Annotated in this window: 23 protein-coding genes and 1 riboswitch; of the genes, 7 read left to right on the forward strand and 16 right to left on the reverse strand. The window is 48.5% G+C overall.

The window, feature by feature from the left end; genetic code table 11:
• Positions 1-3: 3 nt before the first annotated feature.
• From GQF01_RS15580 to gcvH, 5 genes are all read right to left on the reverse strand, one after another.
• Complete coding sequence (locus GQF01_RS15580; RefSeq protein WP_235959778.1) at positions 4-930, reverse strand: ABC transporter permease; 927 nt, start codon at positions 928-930, stop codon at positions 4-6.
• The gene (locus tag GQF01_RS15585) at positions 927-1238 is read right to left on the reverse strand and encodes a DUF4387 domain-containing protein (protein ID WP_202556400.1); all 312 of its coding nucleotides are present in this window, start codon (positions 1236-1238) and stop codon (positions 927-929) included. The genes GQF01_RS15580 and GQF01_RS15585 overlap by 4 nt, the downstream gene beginning before the upstream one ends.
• Before the next feature lie 2 nt (positions 1239-1240).
• Positions 1241-2602: an acyclic terpene utilization AtuA family protein gene (locus GQF01_RS15590; protein ID WP_161407683.1), complete on the reverse strand. Its 1362-nt coding sequence runs from the start codon at positions 2600-2602 to the stop codon at positions 1241-1243.
• 40 nt (positions 2603-2642) lie between these two features.
• Complete coding sequence (locus GQF01_RS15595) at positions 2643-3647, reverse strand: LacI family DNA-binding transcriptional regulator (protein ID WP_145658025.1); 1005 nt, start codon at positions 3645-3647, stop codon at positions 2643-2645.
• 1013 nt (positions 3648-4660) lie between these two features.
• Entirely contained in the window at positions 4661-5050 is a 390-nt protein-coding gene (gcvH, locus tag GQF01_RS15600; protein ID WP_161407684.1) for a glycine cleavage system protein GcvH, read from the reverse strand.
• Between the two features lie 162 nt (positions 5051-5212).
• Positions 5213-5310, forward strand: a riboswitch (glycine riboswitch).
• 204 nt (positions 5311-5514) lie between these two features.
• Here gcvH and gcvT point away from each other — a divergent pair.
• From gcvT to gcvPB, 3 genes are read left to right on the forward strand one after another with little or no spacing between them, the layout of a single operon-like run.
• Positions 5515-6609: a glycine cleavage system aminomethyltransferase GcvT gene (gene gcvT / locus GQF01_RS15605; RefSeq protein ID WP_161407685.1), complete on the forward strand. Its 1095-nt coding sequence runs from the start codon at positions 5515-5517 to the stop codon at positions 6607-6609.
• 24 nt (positions 6610-6633) lie between these two features.
• Complete coding sequence (gene gcvPA, locus GQF01_RS15610; protein WP_161407686.1) at positions 6634-7986, forward strand: aminomethyl-transferring glycine dehydrogenase subunit GcvPA; 1353 nt, start codon at positions 6634-6636, stop codon at positions 7984-7986.
• The gene (gene gcvPB, locus GQF01_RS15615; RefSeq protein ID WP_407945410.1) at positions 7983-9476 is read left to right on the forward strand and encodes an aminomethyl-transferring glycine dehydrogenase subunit GcvPB; all 1494 of its coding nucleotides are present in this window, start codon (positions 7983-7985) and stop codon (positions 9474-9476) included. The genes gcvPA and gcvPB overlap by 4 nt, the downstream gene beginning before the upstream one ends.
• Before the next feature lie 60 nt (positions 9477-9536).
• Here gcvPB and GQF01_RS15620 read toward each other — a convergent pair whose 3' ends face one another.
• Positions 9537-10046 carry a DinB family protein gene (locus GQF01_RS15620; protein WP_161407687.1) on the reverse strand — a complete coding sequence of 170 codons (510 nt, stop codon included), beginning with the start codon at positions 10044-10046 and terminating at the stop codon, positions 9537-9539.
• Between the two features lie 77 nt (positions 10047-10123).
• On the reverse strand, positions 10124-11098 hold the full coding sequence (locus tag GQF01_RS15625) for a helix-turn-helix transcriptional regulator (RefSeq protein WP_161407688.1): 975 nt from the start codon (positions 11096-11098) through the stop codon (positions 10124-10126).
• Positions 11099-11128: 30 nt separating this feature from the next.
• Between GQF01_RS15625 and GQF01_RS36645 the strand changes: the two genes are divergently transcribed.
• Entirely contained in the window at positions 11129-11260 is a 132-nt protein-coding gene (locus GQF01_RS36645) for a hypothetical protein (RefSeq protein ID WP_268894363.1), read from the forward strand.
• Between the two features lie 53 nt (positions 11261-11313).
• Here the strand turns inward: GQF01_RS36645 and GQF01_RS15630 are convergent, their stop codons facing one another.
• Genes GQF01_RS15630 through GQF01_RS15640 form a run of 3 tightly spaced genes read right to left on the reverse strand, consistent with a single transcriptional unit; the run spans position 11314 to position 13838 of the window.
• Complete coding sequence (locus tag GQF01_RS15630; RefSeq protein ID WP_161407689.1) at positions 11314-11577, reverse strand: hypothetical protein; 264 nt, start codon at positions 11575-11577, stop codon at positions 11314-11316.
• 59 nt (positions 11578-11636) lie between these two features.
• The gene (locus GQF01_RS15635; protein WP_161407690.1) at positions 11637-12560 is read right to left on the reverse strand and encodes a Gfo/Idh/MocA family protein; all 924 of its coding nucleotides are present in this window, start codon (positions 12558-12560) and stop codon (positions 11637-11639) included.
• Between the two features lie 9 nt (positions 12561-12569).
• A complete protein-coding gene (locus GQF01_RS15640; RefSeq protein ID WP_235959781.1) occupies positions 12570-13838 on the reverse strand; it encodes an MFS transporter in 1269 nt (422 codons plus the stop codon).
• A gap of 132 nt (positions 13839-13970) precedes the next feature.
• Here GQF01_RS15640 and GQF01_RS15645 point away from each other — a divergent pair, with 132 nt between their 5' ends.
• Complete coding sequence (locus tag GQF01_RS15645; protein ID WP_161407692.1) at positions 13971-14528, forward strand: hypothetical protein; 558 nt, start codon at positions 13971-13973, stop codon at positions 14526-14528.
• Positions 14529-14833: 305 nt separating this feature from the next.
• On the opposite strand, the gene GQF01_RS15650 is transcribed toward GQF01_RS15645, so the two are convergent.
• The 4 genes from GQF01_RS15650 to sigI all read right to left on the reverse strand — a co-directional run bounded on the left by GQF01_RS15650 (position 14834) and on the right by sigI (position 20519).
• Positions 14834-16345, reverse strand: coding sequence for a leucyl aminopeptidase (locus GQF01_RS15650; RefSeq protein WP_161407693.1), 1512 nt, complete (start codon positions 16343-16345; stop codon positions 14834-14836).
• 21 nt (positions 16346-16366) lie between these two features.
• Positions 16367-17380: an aldo/keto reductase gene (locus tag GQF01_RS15655; RefSeq protein ID WP_161407694.1), complete on the reverse strand. Its 1014-nt coding sequence runs from the start codon at positions 17378-17380 to the stop codon at positions 16367-16369.
• 893 nt (positions 17381-18273) lie between these two features.
• Positions 18274-19710 carry an anti-sigma-I factor RsgI family protein gene (locus tag GQF01_RS15660; RefSeq protein ID WP_161407695.1) on the reverse strand — a complete coding sequence of 479 codons (1437 nt, stop codon included), beginning with the start codon at positions 19708-19710 and terminating at the stop codon, positions 18274-18276.
• Between the two features lie 29 nt (positions 19711-19739).
• Entirely contained in the window at positions 19740-20519 is a 780-nt protein-coding gene (gene sigI / locus GQF01_RS15665) for an RNA polymerase sigma factor SigI (RefSeq protein ID WP_145658043.1), read from the reverse strand.
• Between the two features lie 196 nt (positions 20520-20715).
• Between sigI and GQF01_RS15670 the strand changes: the two genes are divergently transcribed.
• A complete protein-coding gene (locus GQF01_RS15670; RefSeq protein ID WP_161407696.1) occupies positions 20716-21357 on the forward strand; it encodes a helix-turn-helix domain-containing protein in 642 nt (213 codons plus the stop codon).
• Here GQF01_RS15670 and GQF01_RS15675 read toward each other — a convergent pair.
• Entirely contained in the window at positions 21328-21957 is a 630-nt protein-coding gene (locus tag GQF01_RS15675) for a hypothetical protein (RefSeq protein WP_161407697.1), read from the reverse strand. The two genes, GQF01_RS15670 and GQF01_RS15675, sit on opposite strands and share 30 nt — an antisense overlap.
• 93 nt (positions 21958-22050) lie before the next feature.
• Between GQF01_RS15675 and GQF01_RS15680 the strand changes: the two genes are divergently transcribed.
• Positions 22051-22914, forward strand: coding sequence for a LytR/AlgR family response regulator transcription factor (locus GQF01_RS15680; protein WP_202556404.1), 864 nt, complete (start codon positions 22051-22053; stop codon positions 22912-22914).
• A gap of 70 nt (positions 22915-22984) precedes the next feature.
• On the opposite strand, the gene GQF01_RS15685 is transcribed toward GQF01_RS15680, so the two are convergent.
• Positions 22985-23407, reverse strand: coding sequence for a hypothetical protein (locus GQF01_RS15685; RefSeq protein WP_161407699.1), 423 nt, complete (start codon positions 23405-23407; stop codon positions 22985-22987).
• Positions 23408-23488 lie beyond the last annotated feature (81 nt).

The raw sequence follows: 23488 nt of genomic DNA on the forward strand, positions 1-23488 counted from the left end.
TCCTTACCATGCGCCTTTCGAGGTCAGTTTCTTGGATATGAAATGCGTGGAAAGCACCAGCACGACCCCAATCATACTTTTGAACAAATTAGCCGCTGTAGCGAACGAATACTGACCGTTGATCAAACCAACGCGATAAACATAAGTATCGATAATATCGATACGGCTATTGACGGAATCATTCGTGAAGTTCAACACTTGATCCAGCCCTGCATTCATAATAAATCCGACATTTAGAATAAAGATGGTCACCATTGGAATGTACAGATGAGGCAGAACAATTCGCGTTACAATGTGCCAGCGATTGGCTCCATCAACATGCGCCGCTTCGTACAAGCTTTGATTCACACCCATGATGGCTGCAAGGAAAATGATCGAATCCCAGCCGATATTCCGCCATGCTTCACTGGCAACAAGCACCCATCTAATTGCTGATTTATCTGTCAAGAAATCGTGCGGTTGAAACCCCAAGGCTTGAATAATCTCATTCACGACACCATTTGACTTGGATAAAAAGTCGAACCATACCCCGGCAATAACGACCCAGGAAAGAAAATGCGGCAAATACGAAATAACTTGAATCGATTTCCGGAACTTTCCGTTAATGAACTCGTTAAGGATGAGCGCGAAGATGATCGGAATTGGAAAAATAAGAAACATTTTCATCGCGCTGATAATGAGCGTATTTTTTAATACCTGCTCAAAAACTGGCGTGCTGAAGAGCTCCCGGAAATATTTAAATCCAACAAAAACGTTATCTCCGAGAATTTGATAATCGTAAAAGGCTAGCTTCATGCCGATAATCGGCCAGATGTGAAAAATGATAAAATAAGCGATTCCCGGCAAAAGCATCAAGTAGAGGACTTTGTCACTCCACATTTGTTTAACTTTCGAATGCGTTCTGATTTGAATCGACTCCTTTCCCATCATACGTCGACTTCCAATTCCATCAGTGGGGCATGCTGTTGAGCACCGTATACGTCACGATCTAAGAACGTGCCTGAAGAAACTTTCCGCGCGAACGTAATTTTGAAGCCGAGCGCTTGATCGAAAAAGACGATATGCATGATCTTATCTTGCTCAATGTTATAAAGCTTCGATACCAAATCCTTGTTAATGATGCCGGAATTCTTAATTTTGTAATAAATCTCCGAATCTGTGAAAAGGGCATCTACGGTAATTTCAAATGGTCCGCTGTTCTTACTTCTCAGTACTTTGGCTGCATCTACTAGCTTCATAATTACACCTCGATATATTCGTTACGGAACATCTCATTGCCATCCGCAACTTGCATCAAATGATAAACAGAGAATTCATACACAGCACCGAAAGGGATATCGCTTGGAGCAAAAGGGAACGCCAGATTGCCTGCTGTCGATTTCCTGCCCTCATAGCCGTAATGTAAGAATGTAGATCTGACAGAGCTGCAGATTGTGTTCGCCAGCTCCTGTGTCTTAGCAACAACTTCGAATACAACACCTAATTCGTGACCGGCCTTTTTTTGCGGCTCCAATTCACCGAGCACGCCATTAAGACCGTAATTAATGAAATTAATTTCATAATCCTCTTGCGGGACTTCGCTATAGTACTCCCAAACCTGCTGCTTGACCAAGTCTTCAACTTCTTCGATTCGTTCGATCAAAAGCGGGTCGCGGATACCTGCGACAACGAGTGTTCGGTAAGCCACTTTCATTGCGCCCTCAAGCTTGATTTTATACTCAGGGGATGGCAAGATTCGGCTGCCTCGTACTTCTACGCTATCGTCTCCCAATTCCTTGAACTCGCAGTGTTCAAGATCCAGAACAAGTCCAGGACCATGAAGCAGATAAGGATGATCCTTCTCATAAAACGTGTGTGCAGCTACGGAAACTGCCGTACATTTCCGTTTATCGTTCAGAGGTTTAACGATAAATGAATCTTTAGTCAGAATGCCCAGCATGCAATCTTTCGTTGTCCCTGGTTCTGCACAAAGTGCTGAGCATTCGAGAATTTTACCCAAATGATACGCAAGCGCTGTATCAAAACCATGATGCATCGCTACCGCGGCAAACGGTGAAGGATCGTAAGCGCGACCACAGATGATAATGTCAGCGCCTTCTTGAAGCGCTGCGATAATAGGTTCATGTCCCATTTGGGCGACAATACCGTTGGTAGCTTCCAATCTTTCCTTCGTAAGCGTCTTCACTGCAATGCCAAGTGGTTCACACTCGCCTGCTGCTAATTTAGCTTCCACGACCTCTTTAGGAATGTCCGCCCAGATTGTCGCGACTTTCAACCCTGTAATCTTGTTTTCTTCAAGAATTTCCATAATGATTGCTCGTGTCCATTCAACATGGACCTTGGCGCCGCTTCCTCCGGCAGATCCGATAATGACCGGAATCTTAGCCTCTGCACCAGCTACAATCATCAATTCCAAATCTTTCTTGCAAGCTTGCTTACTGACAATCGCCGTACCCGCTCCTAATTTATGAGGACCAGCATCCGTTGATCCGGCATCCACGACGATGGCATCAGGTTTATGCTCCATGCCTCTTATAAACGATGATTTCGGAAATCCGTAACCTAACATCCCGCAGGGCGCCAAAATTTTGAATTGTTCCATTGTTTTACTACCTCCACTGTCCATTATCCGATTCGATGGTTCATTCTTTTCTTTTTCTTCTCGTTGATTCGCGAGGAATGAGTTTGACATCGAATAGATGCGTTTGATCTTCGCTGTTGTCACCCTCGATTTTCTTAATAAGAAGCCGTGTTGACAGCATCCCCATATCATAAATCGATTGTGCGACCGTCGTAATTTCCGGCTCGACGATGACCGTTAGGTCGATCCCATCGAAACCGCACAACGCAACTTGATCAGGGACGCGCACGCCCATTCGCTGTAATTTCTTAAGTGCTCCAACAGCCATCGTATCGTTGCCGGCAAAAATTCCGTCAATATCAGGATGGCGTTTCATCAGGTTTTCAACCGCTTCCATTCCGCCGTCAACGCGGAAATAACCAGGTTCTACGAGGCTTGGCGAGTACCAAGGAAAATGTTTCACAGATTGCTCGTATCCCATGAACCGCTCTCTTCCGGTTACTGTGTCTTGTGGGCCGTAAATATGAGCAATTTTCGTGCAGCCCTCATCCAGCAAATGCTGTACAGCTTGCTGTGCCCCTTCCAAATGCTTGGAGCTTACAACCGTGCACGAGGTCTCGCGCGGCGCTCTATCCAGCATAATGAAAGGAATTTTCTCGTTATTCAAAGCATCAACATCATCAGAGCGAAGACTGTAGGAAGCAAACAAAATGCCGTCTACATACCGCTGTTTCAGGACCCTGATGTAGGTTTGCTCTTTGTCCGCTTGATTATCCGAATTACATAGGATGACTGTGTATCCATACATGCGGGCAACATCCTCAACAGCTCTGGCTAGCTCCGCAAAGAATGGGTTCGTGATGTCTGGGAATATTAAGGCAATGGTGCCTGTCTTTCTTCCAGCAAGCCCTCTAGCCATCGCGTTCGGCTCGTACTGAAGCGTCTTGATCGCTTGCTCTACTCGTAATTTTGTTTCTTCATTGACATATCCGTTTTTGTTCAAGAATCGGGAAATAGTCGCTACGGAAACGCCTGCCAACTTCGCTACATCTCTAATTGTTGCCACTGGTTACGACTCACTCCTACTAAAAAGCAAACCCGTACTCTCAGCAAAGAAATTCTTGCGTAGGGTACCGGTTACATGCTTCCGAAATTTTCCTTTATCTCGATAAATACTATTATTTACACATGACATATTAATTATTTATGTTACCTTGATAAACGATGTGTAACCGGTTACCTATTTCATGTTTTTTATTATATTCCTCATCTTTAAACGCTGTCAAGTCTAAAAACAGTTTTAACGACAAAAATCGACTTTGCTGTCGAGGCGGATATTCATACGAAATAGACATTGAAAGCATTGAATAATGAACTGGAATTTTCGGGAAATTACAGTGTATGGAGGGCAGATGAATGGGCTGTAACAGTTTGGGGAGAACGAGTAGATTGAGCTGGTACAGCTCGGGGGAGGGTTAGTGCTTTGGGCTGTAACAGTTTGGATAAAACGAGTGCGTTGATATGGTACAGGTTTGGTAAGAGCGAGCTCATTGGGATGTTACAACTGGGAGAGGACGAGTGCGTTGAGCTGGTACAGTTCGGTGTGCTGATACAGCTCTGGGAGCGAGTGCGGTGGGCTGGTACAGCTCCGGGGAGGCGATCGCTTTGAGCTGGTACAGTTTGGGGAACGTGAGCTCATTGAGCTGTAACAGTTTGAGGCGGCACATGTACATTGTGTTTTTAACTACTATCGTGCAATCTCCCCACGCTATGTTGTATTTTGTGCAACTTGAAAACGATTACCAAGCCCGGACTCATCACTTCATTGCACTTTATACAACCATTTGAACTAAAAAAACTGTTTTGGTCTCCATAGCCCCAAAATAGTTGTATTTTGTGCAACCTAGCGGCAATTTTGCATAGAAAATATATGAAAAGGTTGTATTAAATACAACATAGCCTTGGCGCATGCTTGCATACCCGAAGATCAGTTGCAGCTGCTCCAAAAAATCGGTAAACACAAAAAAACGAGCCCTACCATCGAAATTCGATGGTTAGGAACTCGTTCTTTAACGCGTTTTATTCGTTGCCAATATACGAAGCATATTCAGCAGCCGTCAGCAAACCCTCAAGTGCTTCCGCGCCGGAAACCTCGACCTCAACCATCCAGCCTTCGCCGAACGGTGCACTGTTTACCAGCTCTGGAGACCCTTCCAATGAACCGTTCACAGCTGTTACTTTGCCGGATACGGGCGAGAAAATATCGGAAACCGTCTTAACGGATTCCACACTGCCGATGCTTTCATTTGCGGTAATGGTTGTCCCAGCCTTAGGCAGCTCAACAAACACAATATCTCCCAATTGATCTTGGGCAAAATCAGTAATACCCACACGGACTACCGTGTCTGACAGCTTCTCTACCCACTCATGCTCTTTGGTGTATAACAAATTGGCTTGTACGTTACTCATCGGTTTACGCCCTCGCTTACCAGCAAATTTTGATTTTAGCTTAATCTAATGGGAACATTAAAGTCAAGGCGGACGAAGGTAAATTTTATGAAAAGTAACAATTGACAATTCACACCTCTGTGGGCAAAAATTAATACAATACTAAAAACTGAATATTGGCGAATGATGGTGCAGGGAGAGACCGCAGTGAAGTAACGCGGCGCCGAAGGAGTAAGCCCAATAGTGGTGAATCTCTCAGGCAAAAGGACTTGTACCGGACGCAACTCTGGAGAGCTTTGGATGAACGCGCAAGCGGGAATTCGGACACCAACGGGGAAACTTGATGGGCCGTACATAGGTCTAATCGGGGTAACTCTCAGGTAAAAAGGACAGGGCAAAAGGTATGTTTGTGTTGCATATCTTTTGCTCTTTTTTGCATTTTGGGCAAGATATGGGATGTACAAAATCGAAGGTGAGGTAAACACATGCTGAAACGAACACCGCTCTTCCCTGTTTATGCGGAGCATGGAGCGCGAGTTATTGATTTTGGAGGCTGGGAGCTGCCGGTGCAGTTCACGGGTATTCAAAAAGAGCACGATGCCGTCAGGCAGCAGGCTGGGCTTTTTGATGTGTCGCACATGGGAGAAGTCCGGGTTACCGGAGAAGACGCCCTCCCTTTCCTGCAAAAGATCACCACGAACGATGTGGCAAAGCTCGAAAACGGACAATGCCAATACAGCCTCATGTGTTACCCAGACGGTGGCGTCGTAGACGATTTGCTCGTTTATAAACTAGGCGACAACAACTACATGCTAGTAATTAACGCATCCAACATCGACAAAGATGTGGCATGGATGCAGCAGAATCTAACTGGACACACCGAGATCACCAACATTTCTGATGAAACCGCTATGCTCGCCGTGCAAGGTCCTCACGCTGAACAGATTTTAGCCAAATTGACAGACGCACCTATCCAGACTTTGAAAACATTTCGTTTCCTACCAGATGTGAAAGTAGCCGACATCAACGCCCTACTGTCCCGTACCGGTTATACCGGAGAAGACGGCTTTGAACTGTACGTCGATCAACATGATGCCGTTCAGTTGTGGAAGCTCCTGCTAGAGGCAGGTCAAGAATATGGTCTCGTACCGGCTGGCTTGGGCGCTCGTGATACGCTGCGTTTTGAAGCACGCCTTCCCCTTTACGGGCAAGAGCTCTCCAATGAAATCTCACCTCTGGAGGCTGGGCTGAACTATTTTGTGAAATTGGATAAAGGAGACTTCATCGGGCGTGATGTGATCGCTGAGCATAAAGCCAACGGTGCACCACGCAAGCTCGTCGGCATCGAAATGATTGACCGCGGCATTCCGCGCCCACATTATAAGGTTTTCACACTCGAGGGTACGCCTATCGGGGAAGTAACAACGGGCACACAGTCTCCTACTTTCAAAACAAATGTTGGCCTCGCTTTAATTGATTCCGCCTACAGTGCGCTGGGCACGGAAGTGAATGTGGAAATTCGCGGGGCACAGGTCAAAGCGAAAATCGTGGCCACCCCTTTTTATAAAAGAAAGCCGTAATCCGGAGAGGAGCAAGCCCCCATCATGAAGCACCGCTATTTGCCTATTACTGAGCAAGATCAGAAAGACATGCTGGAAACAATCGGCATCTCCTCCATGGAAGAGATGTTTCAAGATATTCCGCAAAAGGTTCGCTTCCAAGGCGAACTGAATGTCTCCAAGGCGCTGGATGAGCAAGGACTGCTGCGCTATATGCGCGGCTTGTCCAGCCGCAACGCCGACTTCGATAGCTACGCCAGCTTCCTCGGCGCTGGCATCTACGATCATCACCTTCCCGTGGTGATCAATCATGTCATCTCGCGTTCGGAGTTCTACACCGCGTACACGCCCTATCAGCCGGAGATCTCCCAAGGGGAGCTGCAGGCGATTTTTGAATTTCAGTCGTACATTTGTGAGCTCACCGGCATGGCCGTAGCGAACGCTTCGATGTACGACGGTGCCACGGCGCTGGCCGAAGCCGGCGCCCTGGCCAGTGGAGCGACGAAGCGCAGCCGTCTGCTTGTCTCCCGCGCGGTGCACCCGGAGGCGCGCGCCATCTTGCGCACGACCGCCCGCGGGCTGAACTTGGAAGTGGTCGAGATCAGCGTCACGCCAGAGGGCGTGACTGACTTCGATGACCTCGCTTCCAAGGCGGCCGACGCGGCCGCCGTCATCCTCCAATCGCCGAATTTCTTCGGCTGCTTGGAGGATATCGGCGCGGCGGAGCCGATCGCGCACGGCGCGGGCGCCTTGCTCGTCGTGAGCGCGAATCCGCTCACGCTCGGGCTGCTCGAAGCGCCGGGCAAGCTCGGCGCTGACATCGTTGTCGGCGACTGCCAGCCGCTCGGCATCCCAGCTGCGCTGGGCGGGCCGACGTGCGGCTACTTCGCCGTCGCCGAGAGCTGGATGCGCCGCATGCCTGGGCGCATCGTGGGCCAGACCGTCGACCGCGCCGGCAAGCGCGGCTTCGTCTTGACGCTCCAAGCGCGGGAGCAGCATATTCGGCGTGAGAAAGCCACGTCGAACATCTGCTCCAACCAAGCGCTTCTCGCGCTCTGCGCATCCGTGTACTTGTCCACGATGGGCAAGCAGGGCATTCAGGACGTTGGCAAGCTCAACGTCCACAAGGCTCATTACGCGGCGAATCGCCTCACCGCGTCCGGTAAGCTCTCGCTGCCGTTTGCCGGCAGCTTCTTCAATGAATTCGCCGTCAAGCTTCCGGACGGCACGAACGTGCAGGAGCTGAGCAGCAAGCTCCTGCAGCATAACATCATCGGCGGCTACGACCTTGGCCGCGATTACCCCGAGCTCGCCGGCCATATGCTAATTGCCGTCACTGAGCAAAGAACGCGCGAAGATATCGATGCCTTCGCAGATGCACTGGAGGAACTCGTATGACGATGAGCACCAGCGAAAACAACATAAATGTGAAAAATGACAGCAAAGCGCTCATTTTCGAAATGAGCCATCCGGGCCGTGTCGCCTATTCCCTGCCGGAATCCGATGTGCCGGAAGTGAACCTGAACGACGTCCTGCCTTCCAAATTCCAGCGCAAGAATGCGCCGGAGCTGCCGGAAGTGTACGAAGTTGATGTCATCCGCCACTATACCGCTCTCTCTCGCCGCAATTTCGGCGTGGACAACGGCTTTTACCCGCTTGGCTCGTGTACGATGAAGTACAACCCAAAAATTAATGAAGACGTAGCCCGCTTCCCAGGCTTCGCCAAAATACATCCCTACCAGCCGGAAGAGTCGCTGCAAGGTGCTTTGGAGCTGCTTTACAACCTCCAAAACGATCTTGAAGCCATCACAGGCATGGATCGCGTAACCCTGCAGCCCGCTGCTGGCGCACATGGGGAGTGGACCGGTCTCATGATGATTCGCTCCTACCATGAAAGCCGCGGCGAAAAGCGGACCAAAGTCATCTGCCCAGACTCCGCGCACGGCACGAATCCAGCCAGTGCTACGGTCGCAGGCTTCGAAACCATTACAATCAAATCCAACGAACGCGGCCTCGTGAATCTGGATGAGCTTCGCAAAGCCGTTGGCCCGGACACGGCCGCCCTGATGCTCACCAATCCCAACACACTCGGCTTGTTCGAGGAGCAGATCGTAGAGATCGCTGAGATTGTCCATGCCGCAGGCGGACTCCTCTACTACGACGGGGCTAACGCGAATGCCATTATGGGCATTACCCGCCCCGGCGACATGGGTTTCGACGTCGTGCATCTCAACCTGCACAAAACGATGAGCACCCCGCATGGCGGCGGCGGCCCTGGCGCCGGCCCTGTCGGCGTCAAAGAAAAGCTCATCCCGTTCCTGCCTACGCCGCTTGTGGCGCAGAAAGAGGACGGCAGCTTTTATTTCGACTATAGCTACCCGCAGTCGATCGGCCGCGTCAAAGGCTACTACGGCAATTTCGGCATCCTGGTCCGCGCCTACACCTACATCCGTACGCTCGGTCCAGAAGGCCTGCGCAAAGTATCCGAGTTTGCCGTGCTGAACGCCAACTATATGCTCGCAAGGCTGACGCCTTACTACGATGTGCCGCATCCCCGCTTCTGCAAGCACGAGTTCGTGCTGTCGGGCAACCGTCAGAAGAAGCTTGGCGTGCGCACTCTCGATATCGCCAAGCGATTGCTTGACTTCGGCTATCATCCGCCGACGATCTACTTCCCGATTAGCGTCGAAGAATGCATCATGATCGAGCCGACGGAAACGGAAAGCAAGCAAACGCTGGACGAATTCATCGACACGATGATCGCCATCGCCAAAGAGGCCGAAGAGAATCCGGATATCGTCAAAAATGCGCCATACACCACCGTGGTCAGCCGTATGGACGAAGCGCTTGCCGCTCGCAAGCCTGTCCTGAACTGCAGCTGCGGATAAAAAGATAGGGCTGCCGCAGAAGTCTTATGTTTCTTAGACTTCTACGGCAGCCCTTTTCACTTACTTATTGACTTCGTATAAATAGAAGACGAAGTCGCTTGATGCCCCCGCATGCCCGAGCTGACGAAGCATCGAGGAAATATTACCTCGGTGGTAGGTGCCATGATTCACGATATGCTGAATCAATTCTTGAATGCTGGCATTCAGCACGCCAAAAGTTGGATGCGGAAACTGCTTTTTCGCTTGCAGATCGTCTACACGATTCAGGAAAATGCGATACTCCTCGGCTTTTTCCCAATATACTGCTTGCAGCTCCTTCAGGCTTTTACCCGCTGTCTTAGCTTCAATCGTGCCTATCAGCTCTACAATCTGCTCATAGCTGTTCCCCATCATGCCTGACAACCAAACCGTATCCACCTGGTAAATATGTACGAGCCCTTTGTAAATCGTCGGAAACACATTGCAAAGCTCCTGATGCAGAACTTCCTCCGGCAATTCCGCTAGTCGTTCGAATACTCTTTTATTCGCCCAGACGTGATAATCATAGGTATTGATCGTTTGTTCTCTCATGCTTCATCATCCTCCTCAGAATGGAACTCTGTGTTAACTATGAGCTCATTGTACCTCGGCTTCACTGACAAAAACGGTCAGTCAATTGGCATCAACAAATAATGTTGATGTAAATTCAGCGTAATCTCCCGTAGCATCTTGATAAGCATTTGGGGTTCCTTAACTTGAATCGTGCCTCCATAACTGAGGAGTTGATATGGAAGATGAGTGTGGATGGCTTTCTCCTGGACTTGAAAATGGGCTTCATACTGCGAGCGCTCTACTAGCGCATGGGACAGGAACCAATGCCCGCACAGGTCGTCCAGCGCTTGCTCTCTCCCTGTGATTTTCACGGAGATCAACTCTCCCGGCTTATCAGAGTCTGGCAGGACACCTGCAAGGATGAACTGGCGTGCTGAGAAATCCGTCGGCCGCTCAAATGTCATGTCCGTTCTCGACATCTCCCGGATTCGGTCTACGCGAAAGCTGCGAATTTCTTTCCGCAGATGACAGTGCCCAACGACATACCATTTGCTTTTCCAGCAAACTAGTCCATAGGGATCCAGATGGCGAGTTTCTGCTACAGTACCATAGCCTTTTTGATAATGCATGCTTAGCGTGATCCGCTGTGCAACGGCGACCTCCACTTCTTGCAGGAAAGAAGCTTCGGCGGCATCTGCCTGCGGCGAAATGACATCCAGCCCCTGCTCATGAAGATGGATTTGCGCGAGCTGCGTTTGATTGGTGTATAACTTAAGTTTGGCAACAGCCTGATTCAGCTTCTCGCCGAACGGATATCCTGCCTCCAAGGCAAACGAGGCAGCGTGAATGAGCGCCTTCTGCTCGTCCAGATCGAATACGAGCGGCGCCTCATTAAACTGGCCGAGCAGTCGGTAGCCGCCATGGTGCCCGGAATCCGAAATGATCGGAACGCCGCTCGCGCATAACGCATCGATGTACCTGTACACCGTGCGGATGTGAATTTCAAGTTTCTCGGCTAATTGCTTTGCCGTTATTTGTTTATGTGATTTGATCAGCCATAGAATGGCTAGCATTTGGTCCGCTTTTGACATTCGGGGCTAGTCCTCCTGGGGATGGTTTCCATGTGGCTTTATCATAGCATTTCCCGGTCATTTAATCTGCTTCTGCTTGGAGCTGGCACTTGCTCCGCTTCCCTGCTCGGCTTAGTGGCTATCCGGCTGCCCAACGATGCTTCGTATATCTACGTTGCTTGATACAGCGCGATCAATATTACGTTTCATTGGACGATTTCCAATAAAATACGCGTTTAATCGCCTTTGCGCAGTCTTTCATTGGATGATTTCCAACGATGTCGGCTTAAATCGGCCATAGAAGCATCAATTCCAACCATCTCATTGGAATTGCTCCAATGAATCACGCTTTTAACCCACTCAAACGGCTTCCTCGTTGGATTTGCTCCAACTAAACTAGCTGCAAACCATTTACGACCGCCACTATGCGGAGCTCCTCCCAACCAACTAACCAAACAACCGATATACAAACCAACCAACACACAAACCAACTCAACCAAATAAAAAAGACCACCCTCAAGTAGAAAACTCTACTCGAAGACAGTCCCTTACAACACTCTTAAACAGACAGCCGCTCAACCAGCTGATGAGACGCCAGCACAAGATCCCCGCGAATCGTGCAAGCATTCGGGTCAGCCAAGCTGTCCAGGAAATGCTGAACGACGCTGGCAAAGCCCCTTCTTTCCAGCACCGTGTCCCAGCTTCCGAAGGAATGTATGCGCGGTGCGGCGCCTTTTTCATAGAAGACCGCTGACTCCAAATTCGTCACCTCGACCGAACGGCCGCTGCCGTGCAGCTCGACTTTTTCCAAATCCACGCCAGCAAGCCTAACCATGCTATAGCTGCCCTGCGATGAGCCGAAAGATAACGTTCCCGATGCGTGAAGCAGCTTTCCAACTTCATCCACTTGTTGATGATGTGAAGCCACTTCATAGGGACTCTCCCCCAGCCAGAGCAACAGATCTAACATATGAATCAAATCATCATACAACGTCTCTTTCGCGCCGTGGCCCTGCTGTTTAATCCGATGCTTCACGGCTGAACACCAATCGAAGCCGCCAGCTTCGCGAAGCCAGTCTCGCGCCTCGAGATAGAGCGGAGCAAATCTGCGATTAAAACCCGCTGCTAGCAGCACGCCTTTTCGTTCGGCGTAAGATGCCATTTCAACTGACTGTGCCCAGTCGTAGGACAAGGGCTTATCTACATACACAGCCACTCCCTGCTCCATGCATCTCATTGCAATTTCATAGTGGGTCGGTGTTGGACTGTGCACGAAAACAGCGTCCAGATCAAGCGCAAGAAGCTCTTCCAGCTTCGTCGTCCCGAACGGGATACGATACTTAGTCTTCATTCGTTCAACCGTTGCCGGTGTGGAGCTCACAATGCCCGCGATATCGACTTGCTCATTAACGGAAAGAAGAGGTAGATATACTTTTTGCGCGATATCCCCAAGCCCGATGATTCCGATTCTTTTTCTTGTCATTTTGGAAAGTCAGCTCCTTATTTGTTTCCCGAGTACCATGCGTCCTACAACTAATCCAAGTATCAGCAGCACAGCGCCAACCAGCGTCGAAACGCCATAAACCTGTACCCACATCGGGGCCTCTGCAATGAGTTCATACACTTTTCCGCCAACAATCGGTCCTAAAAATGCAGCAAAACCCGTAATCGCCGAGTACGTTGCAATGTACATGGGCCGTTCACTTTTTGGCGTGTCGCCTATAGTAAATGTAAAGACCATCTGATTAAACCCGCCGAGTCCAATGCCAAGCACAATATGAACCGCATAAAGCACGACAATCGCCGGGATCAAAGCTATCGCCCCCCACAAAAGACAAGCGATGGCAATGATCGGTAAAGACCATAACAGCAAGGTTTGTGCTGTATAACGTGCGTTTAGGTTCCCCCAAACATAGTAACTTGCCATCATGACTAACGTATGGACGACGGTTATGTAGGAGACTGTTTCATAGTTAATTTTCATGAGCTTTAGCATGACATAGGAAAATAGCGGCACGGTCAAACTTTGCACAAATAAAAACACAGCTAAAAAAATAATCGCTTTTAGAAAAGCGCGATCCTTCAATGGCTTCCCGATCATTCCAATCGGATTCGACTCCTTGGACGGCTCGAAGGGCGGATTCGGATACAAACAGTACGCCAATATATTGAGGAGCGCGCAAACGCCGACGATCATAAATAAATAGTTAAAACCCTGCCCACCAGGATATCGATCAAGAATTTGCCCACCTATAAAAAGAGCAAGAGAGCTTACTCCGCCTAGTATCGTATTGCGAAGCCCAAAATACCGCCCGCGAACTGGCCCCGGAACAGCATCGCTAATCAGCGAGGTCCACACGACACCCCCTGCAGCATTGCCTAAATGAGCCACCGTATACAGAATGATATACATCACAACCCACAAATCTTGCGGAAACAGAAACGGTATCAACCCCACCGAAGCCCATAGCAACCTGTGAGAGGAGCCGAAAATGAGCAGCATCCGCTTGCGGTTCCTGAACTTCTGCATGGCTACAGCCATTCCAATTTGGATAATGTTAACCACTGTTGTGATCGCGAGTATAAACCCAATCTCTGTCGAAGTCGCACCAAGGTACAATAAATAACCAGTTAAAAAAGGACCGCCCAATAGCTGAAAAATCACAACGGCCGGGAATCCCTCCAGCGTAGCGATGAGGAGACTTTTTCGGTAGTAGGACATTTTTTTCCTAGGATTCCAAAAGCTGTCCAGCATTTTCATAAGTATGATCGCCTCCATATTGTAAGGGTAAAGCCTATTGACTGATCTAATAGTTTACAAGGTATAGGGCGCTTATGGTAAAATGGGACAGAGTACCTAATCTATCATGTCAGGCGGGATCATCGACATACTATGAAACCAAACCATTTTGGTCTTATCACAAGCTCAATACTCTTTTTGACCTTTATTGTACTCTCTCTTGTGTTCCAGTCAACAACTTATTTGTACATCGCCAGTGTAGGCCCGCTTCTCATTGTTCCTTTCATCCCTGATATTCGTTCTGGCCAGTACATCAGGCCGAATCAAGCCAAAGGCGCCGTCCGACTCATTACAATGGAGAACAAGGACAAATCAGGATCTGATTTCCTAGTCATCTTGTTTGATCAAGGTTTTGTTAAATGGGACCATAAGCAGCTCTACTTTAATCTGGATGATGTAATGAAAGATGTCTATATCAAACCAGATCCATTCGCCGCCACGATGACGGTGCTCAAATATGACTTGTCCCTGCACCGCAGCAAAAAAGGCTGGGTCGGCATCTCCTTGGCCCAGCTTCAGCAGCGTATGAGTCAGCTCTCTTATACGACGAATGAGATCAATAGAATCATCATTCAAATGTCCGATGTGCACGAGCTGATGCAGAAAACAGTTTCACAGCCTGCTGCAGCCGGAAGAAGTGTCGGCGCTTAATCGACAAGCAAGGCTATTCCATTCTTCAAAGAAGAGGCTCTCCTCGGTCATTGTGACTTGGGAGAGCCTCTTTTTTATGGAACTGATTTTTGGCGATTAGCGGGATAAACTCCCGTTATTTCAAGCAATCTCGGATCACAAAACCAAATAACTGGAAAAACTCCCGTTAATTCGTCCCTTCGACCCTGCCTCCAAGCTCTAATTGTCCTCATTAACAGGAGAAATTCCATGTATTCACGCTTTTACTGTGTTTACTCTACTAAATAACGGTAGTATTTCCAGTTAATACAAACTGGTCGGTAGCGTCAAGTGGCGTTTTGATCGCCGCATAAATAAGCAGCTAATGTCCGGACCATAACGCCTGTTGCCCCTTTGGGCTCAATGCCTTTGGCTGACCACAACCAGGCGGTGCCGCCTGTATCCAGATGAATCCAAGGTGTTTCTTCGGCGAAGTATCCGATGAAAAGCCCTCCGGTAATAGCCCCCGCCCAGCGGTCTGCCGAGGCCTGATTCTTGATATCGGCTACATCGCTTTTCAGCATGTCGCGATATTCCGGGTAGTTCGGCAGCTGCCAGAGCTTCTCTCCCGCTTCTCCAGCCGCTTGAAGCAGCGGTTTCAGGAACTCATCATCGTTCGTCACAGCCCCTGTCGCCACATCGGCGAAGGAGATTAAGATAGCTCCTGTCAAAGTAGCTACATCAATCAGGCGGTTCGCTCCGAGCTTCTTCGCGTAGGTGATGCCCTCCGCCAAGATAATACGGCCTTCAGCGTCCGTATTCAGCACTTCTACGGAATGTCCGCTAAGCATCGTCACGATATCACCGGGACGATAAGCCGAGCCGGACGTCATATTTTCTGCTGACGGTATGACGACGACCAAGTTGACCTTCGGTTTCAGCTGCCCGACGACGTGAAGAGCTCCAAGCAGCGTTGCGGCACCGCCCATATCGCTGATCATCTCTTCCATGCCGTCGGGGCTTTTCATCGAGATGCCGCCGGTATCGAAGGTCACGCCCTTGCCGACGAGGCCCAGCACGTCGGCTGAGTCCGGATCACCCTTATACTGCAGGGTGATCATCCGTGGCGGGTTGACGCTGCCTGCGCCAACCGCGATCAGACCGCCCATCCCCCGGGCGGCGATCTCGTGCTCGTCCAGCACTTCGCAGCCGAAGCCGTAGTGCTGGGCAAGCTTCATGGCTTCCTCTGCGAGGGTAGCCGGGAGGAGCTTATTGGCCGGGAGGTTCGTGAGATCCCGGGCATAGTTCGTGCCCTCCGCAACCGCCTCAGCGGCTGCGATCGCAGACATCAGAAGCGCTGCATCCGCAGACGCTTCTGTGAGCAGTACCGCCTGGCGCAGCTCTGCGCGCGCCGGCTCGTTCTTGCGGTACACCGCGATGCGGTATGTACCGAGAAGCAGCCCTTCGGTCAGCGCCGTGACGGCGGACCGGCTGTCGATGCCGCTTGGCAGCTTCAGCGCCAAGCTTTCGAGCTTCAGCGCGAGTGCCTCGCGCGCTGCATGTACGGCGGCTGCTCGCAGCGTATCGCGTGATGTTGCGGGGCCGAGCCCCGCAACGAGCACGTACGCGTACGGCAGCAGCCCGTGGGTGGGCAGCGCCTCGAGCTCGCCTGAGGCGCCGGTGAAGATGCCCTTCGCGCGCATGCGCTGAAGGGCTTGGTCGAGCTGCGGCTCGCCGAGGACGGTGTCCTCGCGCAGCTCAGCTTCGCTTAGGCAGACGAGGATGGCGTCTGCCCCTTGCTCGTTATGCGTGAGTGACGTGAACACGCCTGTCGTAATTGCTGTGTTTTTTGAAAACATAATGTCGTTCTCCCTGTTAGCTTAATAGAAGGATGCTGCCTTCTGGATTACGGACTGCATAGGCAGGTGGTACGGGCATTTCTCTTCGCAAATCGGCTTCTCTTTGCACGGATCGTGGTCAGCACAGCCTACTATTCTATCCTTTTGTCTCTGGAAAAATCCCTCACCCTTGGGCAGCAAACCAAATTTCTCCCTGAATCTGCTCGCAATCATCACATCCGGAATGGCGACTTCGAGTGGGCAAGAGCAGTAATTGCAGCGTCTGCAATCGTGCTGACCCAGTTCAACAGCCAGTTGCTCGAGCTCTTGACGCTCTTCCGGTCCAACCTCCTGCTGTTGGGCAGCCAGGTTTTCCTGCACTTCCTTAACGCTGACCATCCCCGAGATGGTTACATGAACGTCCTGGCTGTACGGAAATCGGATGGCCCGGTCAACGGGCTGAATGAAGCCCCCTGATAATGGCTTCATCGCAACCTTCATCAAATCCATCTCAGTCGCTTTGGGAATAAGCTCCTCTAATGCAAAAGGCTGCGCTAAATTCAAATGAAATAAAATTTGATCGAATTGCCCTTTTGCGATCCATTTCGTCAGCAAATCCGGCCGATGTCCGGAAATTCCGATGAAGCGGACCTTGCCTTCTCGCTGAGCTTCCAGAGCCGCTTTGTAAGCGCCTTCGATATCCATTGCCTTTTTGAATTCCGTTACATAGTTTACATAGTGAATTTGGAGTAAATCCACATGGTCCGTTTTCATCCGTACCAAGCTTCGCTCAATCTCCGCCTTCGCCGTTTCATAATCTCGCGCCCCCGTCTTCGTCGCTAAGAAGTATTCGTCCCTGCGATGCGAGATGCATTCGCCGATAATCTCTTCACTGTTGCGGTAAGCTGCTGCGGTATCGATATAATTAATACCGTGATCCAAGGCATAGTTCAGTGCTTCTCTAGCTTGTTCCAGGGGTACATTTGGAAGATTCATTGCACCAAAGCCCAGTGATGATACGTTATAGCCGGATTTACCGAATCTCGAATATCTCAAGCTAATAGCTCCCTTCCATTCTGTTCGCGAGGATATGAATAATTGCACATGCAACTATTGTAATACAACTCTATCTTACTTTCCACGAGATCGTGCATGCTTAGGGAACTACAGGTCCCTATATCATTAAAAAGTAGCCAAATGGAAAGCCCATGGGAACTACAGGCCGCTATTCCTTAGGTTTGAGCAACAATTCGTCATAAATTGGCAAAATAGAGGATCATAGTTCCTCTCATTTTGTCCAAACGCCTAATTTGTAATAAATAGAGGATCATAGTTCCCCCTGTTGGGGTGTTGGGGTGTTGGGGTGTTGGGGTGTTGGGGTGTTGGGGTGTTGGGGTGTTGGGGTGTTGGGGTGTTGGGGTGTTGGGGTGTTGGGGTGTTGGGGTGTTGGGGTGTTGGGGTGTTGGGNCTTGAGTGGTTTGGTTAAGGTAGCTGGCGGGGGTGGCACGGTGGAGTTAGTTGGGGTAGCTAGTTGGTCGGGGTAGACATCTGATGTGGCTGGATGGAGTTGACTGGACTAGGGTGGATCGTTAGATGTAATTAGTTGGAGTAACTAGCTGGCTTGGGTTAATGGTTGGCGAAGTTGGCTGGGCTAGAATGGATCGTTAAACGTAGTTAGTCGAAATAACTAGCTAGTTGGAGTAAACGGTTGGAAGAGTTGGCTGGGCTTGGGTGGTTTGTTAGATGCAATTAGTTCGAGTATTAGTTGGAGTAACTAGTTAGTTGGGTAAACCTGCTCAATAAGTTAAGCTAGCTGGACCGGTAGACAGACGGTTGCACTCTGTCACCGCCCCCCACCGCAAACAAAAAAACCCCAAGCCACTCACCAGAGTGTCTCAGGGTTCCCATAACAGGAGTCGTCATTATGACTCCTCAATCGTTAATGCCCATCAATCCTTGCCATCGTTCTTCTGGCCCCAGTCCCGATTGCCCCAATTCCAATTGAAATTGTGGTCATTATCTGGCTTCGGGGTCGATGTTGGCTTCGCTGTAGGCTTAGCCGTTGGCTTCGCTGTCGGTTTTGCCGTCGGCTTGCTCGTGCTTGTTGGTTTAACGGTCGGCTTTACACTAGGCTTAGGTGGATTAGACGATGACCCATTTTTCGGATCATCGTCATTGTCGTCCTTACGTCCTGGCTTTGGTGTATTTTTGTTATCATCGTTGTCATCGTTGCCGTTGTTATCCCTACCACCATTGTCCCTGCCATTGTTATCTTTGCCGTTTTTATCATCGTTGTCGTTCTTGCCATTTTTGTCATTGTTATCATCACGACCGTTTTTGCCGTCCTGGCCGTTCTTGTTGTCATTACGATTGATTCTTGGCGTTGGTGTCGGCTTCACACTAGGCTTGCCAGTATTTTCGTTCTTACCAATTTTGGTATTGGTATTACTATTATTACTATTATTATTGCCATTGCCGTTCTTATCGTTCTTATCATTGCTAGCATTGCTTTTGCCTTTATCTCGGTCGTTTTGAATTTGCTGAATTCGCTCGCTCAATTTCCCGGACTTTTCATCGGCGACAAGCCTTTTTAGCGAGGACTTATCGATAGGCTTCGATGATGGCACCAGCTTCTCGATCCCGCCGTTTTCTTTGGCTAACTGATGGATGGAGACGCTTTTGATGTCATCCAGAGATACTTTCGCCCCATTGTCTACAGCATTGAGATAAATGGCATATTTCCCGGCGGATACACCGCTCGCCTTTGCTTCCTGTCTCACTTCTTGCGGTGCTGCGAACGCAGTCACTTCATAGTTTTTGACTTGCTCAGGATGTGCTTGCTCAATGTGTTTGCTGACCTGATTCTTCATCTTGGTGGCTATCGCCTCATCGTCCACCGCCGTTTTTTGTTCTACGACTGTAGATGAAATGATAATATCGCCTTCCCCTTTTGCAAGGGCTCCCTGCTCCGCTTTATCCAAGATGTCTGAGGTAACAGCTTCTAGCGACTTGCCCTTGTACACCAAGGTGCTGATTAACTCATCGCCGTCTGAATTTAATCCCTGAAGATCTTGAACAATCTCTTCATTATCAATACCAATTTCGACACTTGGATTGATATCAATGGTTACGTAAGCAACCACTTGACCACCTGGCACACTTCCCGTCAATGTGGATACTAAGACGAAGCACAAAACTATTGCGGCAGCCAACCCAGATAGAATCCCTATTTGCGGTACTCGGAAGCGCCTTATCGCAGGTGCAAATAGGATCTCTTCCCCTACTTCACAATTTCGTGTCCCCCTAGGGAGCTTCTCAAATCGACCCTCTGGACTCATGACGATAATGGAGCTGTCGCTTATTTCCATTACGATTCCCTTGTTCATGCGCTGTTCTTCCTTTCTTTATGCCGTCCTCATTCTCGAATATGTAAATAATCCCGCAAGTAAGGGTATGGACCGTTGTAAATGAGAGCAATGGCTATCAAATATTTACGGTTGCGCTCCAAGGTTTTTCTAGAAACCTGTACTTGCTCCAGCAGCTCTTTAATGGGTAGCTGCCGTTTCGTTAGAAGAGTCCGCATAAGTTCCGCATCCTGTGCCAGCGTCCGACCGATGCCGAAAAGCATCTGTCTGGAATCGTCATGTTTAGGAGAGGCTTCCGTCAATTCAGAGAAATCGATATCAAAATCACTTAGACAGCGGGTGAAATCCATGATTTCACTACGCCGTTCTTCAAGTCCTTTTTGCTTTTCATAAGCTTCTATTGCTTGATGAACCTCAATTGGATTGAGTAGGTTATCTTCATCATCTTCCTGATCGAATGAACTATAAGGAATCTGTCCTTTGAAACGTTGTTCTTTCCGCAAAAAATCAATTAATCTTCTTCGCATAACGGTTTCGGCAAACCCGAGGAAAGATCTCCCCATCACGGAAGAATATTGATTAATGGCTTCATTAAATGCCCCTAAAGCAATGCTGAATTCATCATCCCTGGCAGGATCTATGTATCTCTTGCAGAACCTGCTTGTCACTTTAGCTACATAGGGCTGATAGTCTGAAATAAATTGATTCCTAAGTCTTAGGTCTCCTGATTGAATTTGATGTATGGTAACCTCAAGGGAAGAGGCATAGGATTCACTTTGACCCTGGGATTCCTTTTTTCCAAGGAACCTTTTGAATAGTACCAGTAGCACCTTTCCACCTCACAGTATAGTATTTTCGTCCTTATGTATATCGATTCGGGGGGTACAGTATATGTAAAACAGAAATAAAAAGCAAATTTATTATAACATAGATGTCCAAACGAGCACCTACTGGGAAATAAAACCTTTGTAGACGATTTCAATTTAATCTAGAATCCTTTACAATTAAGGTAAGGAGGTGTTTCATTTGGAACAAGGTAATCAATTTGGCAAATTTCTAGAGACGCTGCGGGGCAAAATGTCCTTGCGCAAGGTTGCCAGCAAAAGCGGCCTATCTCATGCGTACATTCGAGACTTAGAACTCGGACGTAATCGTACCACGAATGACATCATCAAGCCATCCCCTGACACCTTAAGGAAGCTTTCGCAAGCTTATCAATATCCTTACACGGATCTTTTAATGAAAGCCGGGTATCTGGAAGAAGCGTCATCTTGGCAGACGCCTAACGAAATCCGTTTAGATAATGTCTGGTATGTGGAGTTCGGTACGAAATCGATCAAGTATGTTTCGCAAGATGGCATTGTGGAAGAAAACGTAGAATCACTCGTGGCTTTTACTAGTTTCATAGAAGCATTGATGGATCTTCAATTTGCAAAAATGGATATGCATCTGTTCGTTAACCTGAACAAAATAAAAAAGTATGCCCACTCAGAAGGCAAACTTTATTTTGATTCTTATGAAGATGCGCATTATGTCACGATCGCTGCCATGGCGCAGATGAAGTATCATCAAACACTCTTGGACTGCGTAGCTCGCAACACAGGTGTAGCTACCCAAACCGATGGCGATAGCCGTCACTTATCGTTGAAAGCTAAGCTCCTTACCTAGCATAACATAGATGAATAGAGCTGTTGCGATACCAAGCATTTGAATCGGCATCAGAGCGCTTAGCGCGCTGTCTGGATAGGAATGCCGATAGATAATTCCGATAATTACGACAATGATGAACAGGTAGAAACCTGCATTTTCTTTGGTTGGTAATATTCTTGTGTAATGCGTCAAGAACGTAAAGCCAAGCCGCAGCTTATGTATGCCTACAAGAATGCTGCATTTCACACATAAAGCGAGCAGCAGGATGATAACGAACTTATCAGGATCATTTTTCAGGTCAGCATAGGAAGTGAGCGGGGTCAGCTCCCATATTGCGAAGACCCCTGTAGAGACAATCACAGACAGAATATACCCAGATAGTGCGAGAATAACCGCAGGTATTGGATAGAATTTCCAAACAGATACTAGCAGCACACATATGATACTTATGTATAAAAGAGGCCTTTGGCCAAGGTATGTAGCCATCGTTCCAGCAAGGACAGCCAAAGCGATTGGCAGCCAGTGCGGCTTTATTTTTTGTCTGAATAGAACCAATGAGAATAGAATCATGGGAACAAAATCAAGACAGGTCAAGATAAATATCGCCCATGTAAACAAATACTACCCCTCATTTCTAAGCTTGCTCTTAAGAAATTACGTCACTTAACTCTACAACTAGAATTATACAGGATAATAGATCTTTTGCGTGCAATGTGGACTAAGTTGGCTGTTTCTGAGCATGAGCTGACAGAATGCATGGATGGTCTTAGAGAAATGGAGTGCGATGATCGTATGGGGCATCGTTTCACAGTTGCCATCGTGGAAGATAATTATTGGGTTGGTAAATTACTTGAAAGCTATTGTGAACAGTGCGGATTACAAGTCGTCTCGATCGCTACGGATGGCGAACAATTCATTCGGATGTATGACCAGCTTCTTCCGGATGTGCTGCTCGTTGATATTGGACTAGAAGGCAGCTTGGACGGCATTACTATGGTGCAGACCCTGCGAAGAGCCGGCTATCAGATGAAGGTCATCATGGTTAGCGGAACTACAAATATCGATCATATCCTCACGAGCTTTCATGACCTAGGATCTCTTTATTTCTTATCTAAGCCCGTGATGCTGCCTAAGTTTCAAGCAGCCATTCACAAAGCCGTTGCCGAAATTCAATTGGAACGCAGTCTTACGCAGCAAGTGTCACCACCAATGAAAACTACTTGGATCACCGTCAAAAATCAGAAATCACAGCTGCCCATCTCAGAGGAATCAATCCTTTTCGTAGAGAAAGAGGACAAGCGGTTATCCAGAATTCATCTGATGAATGGCGCACACATGGATTCCAGCACGAATTTATCAGATATTCTAGCTCAAAGTTCACCAATGATGTTCAGTCCCTTCAAGGGCTTTCTTGTCAATATGCGGCACGTTGTAAGTTATGTGAAGGAAAGCCGGTTTCCTACCTCCCGCAGGTTTCTTATTCACTTGAATCATACACTGGTAAAAATTCCTTTAAGCAGAAGTCTGCAAAAAGAGTTCGGGCGATTGCTCCAGGACATTCATGACCAAGTCTAATCTCATAATAAACAAAAAGCCGCTCCTTCTTCCGTTAGGAAAAAGACAGCGGCTTTTATTGTAATAACCTCTATACGGGCTTAGAGGTTTTTTTGTTTTTCAGCTTATCGCGGCGTACACTTAGCATTTTCAATCGTTTCATGAGCTGATCTTCCCATTCGGCATCCGCTAAGGATTTGGCCACCATGAGCAGATCCAGCGACATATCGATTTGGCTGCGCACAATATCCATAGGCTCTTCGCCTTCATGATTCACACAATTGTCATGCAGCAGATGGTCTTTCCCATCTACGTATTCCAGAAAGTCAACCTCAGCAGCCCCATCACCGTGGGCATATTCCGCCAATATCTCGTATTCGTTCTCTACCAGATAATGAACCTCAATGTGGTGACATACCGGGCAGAAGAGGATAGGCACATTATGAATTTGTGTACGGATGTGCTTCAATGTACCTTTTGTTCCAATCATACTAGCGCCACAACAAAAACTCATCGATATCACTCCCTTTAAGCTTTCCGTGAGGAAAACTTGCATCGTAGCATCATCTTTGTCACCCGGATTAATCCAATATAT

It is taken from the genome of Paenibacillus silvestris, from assembly GCF_009882985.1.
In the GTDB taxonomy this organism is placed as follows: Bacteria; Bacillota; Bacilli; order Paenibacillales; family NBRC-103111; genus Paenibacillus_E; species Paenibacillus_E silvestris.

Coding starts and splice junctions, on each gene's coding strand:
- GQF01_RS15580 (WP_235959778.1), bottom strand. CDS start 930: ATGATGGGAAAGGAGTCGATTCAAATCAGAACGCATTCGAAAGTTAAA.
- GQF01_RS15585 (WP_202556400.1), bottom strand. CDS start 1,238: ATGAAGCTAGTAGATGCAGCCAAAGTACTGAGAAGTAAGAACAGCGGA.
- GQF01_RS15590 (WP_161407683.1), bottom strand. CDS start 2,602: ATGGAACAATTCAAAATTTTGGCGCCCTGCGGGATGTTAGGTTACGGA.
- gcvH (WP_161407684.1), bottom strand. CDS start 5,050: ATGAGTAACGTACAAGCCAATTTGTTATACACCAAAGAGCATGAGTGG.
- gcvT (WP_161407685.1), top strand. CDS start 5,515: ATGCTGAAACGAACACCGCTCTTCCCTGTTTATGCGGAGCATGGAGCG.
- gcvPA (WP_161407686.1), top strand. CDS start 6,634: ATGAAGCACCGCTATTTGCCTATTACTGAGCAAGATCAGAAAGACATG.
- gcvPB (WP_407945410.1), top strand. CDS start 7,983: ATGACGATGAGCACCAGCGAAAACAACATAAATGTGAAAAATGACAGC.
- GQF01_RS15620 (WP_161407687.1), bottom strand. CDS start 10,046: ATGAGAGAACAAACGATCAATACCTATGATTATCACGTCTGGGCGAAT.
- GQF01_RS15625 (WP_161407688.1), bottom strand. CDS start 11,098: ATGTCAAAAGCGGACCAAATGCTAGCCATTCTATGGCTGATCAAATCA.
- GQF01_RS36645 (WP_268894363.1), top strand. CDS start 11,129: ATGTGGCTTTATCATAGCATTTCCCGGTCATTTAATCTGCTTCTGCTT.
- GQF01_RS15635 (WP_161407690.1), bottom strand. CDS start 12,560: ATGACAAGAAAAAGAATCGGAATCATCGGGCTTGGGGATATCGCGCAA.
- GQF01_RS15640 (WP_235959781.1), bottom strand. CDS start 13,838: ATGAAAATGCTGGACAGCTTTTGGAATCCTAGGAAAAAAATGTCCTAC.
- GQF01_RS15645 (WP_161407692.1), top strand. CDS start 13,971: ATGAAACCAAACCATTTTGGTCTTATCACAAGCTCAATACTCTTTTTG.
- GQF01_RS15650 (WP_161407693.1), bottom strand. CDS start 16,345: ATGTTTTCAAAAAACACAGCAATTACGACAGGCGTGTTCACGTCACTC.
- GQF01_RS15660 (WP_161407695.1), bottom strand. CDS start 19,710: ATGAACAAGGGAATCGTAATGGAAATAAGCGACAGCTCCATTATCGTC.
- GQF01_RS15680 (WP_202556404.1), top strand. CDS start 22,051: ATGTGGACTAAGTTGGCTGTTTCTGAGCATGAGCTGACAGAATGCATG.
- GQF01_RS15685 (WP_161407699.1), bottom strand. CDS start 23,407: ATGAGTTTTTGTTGTGGCGCTAGTATGATTGGAACAAAAGGTACATTG.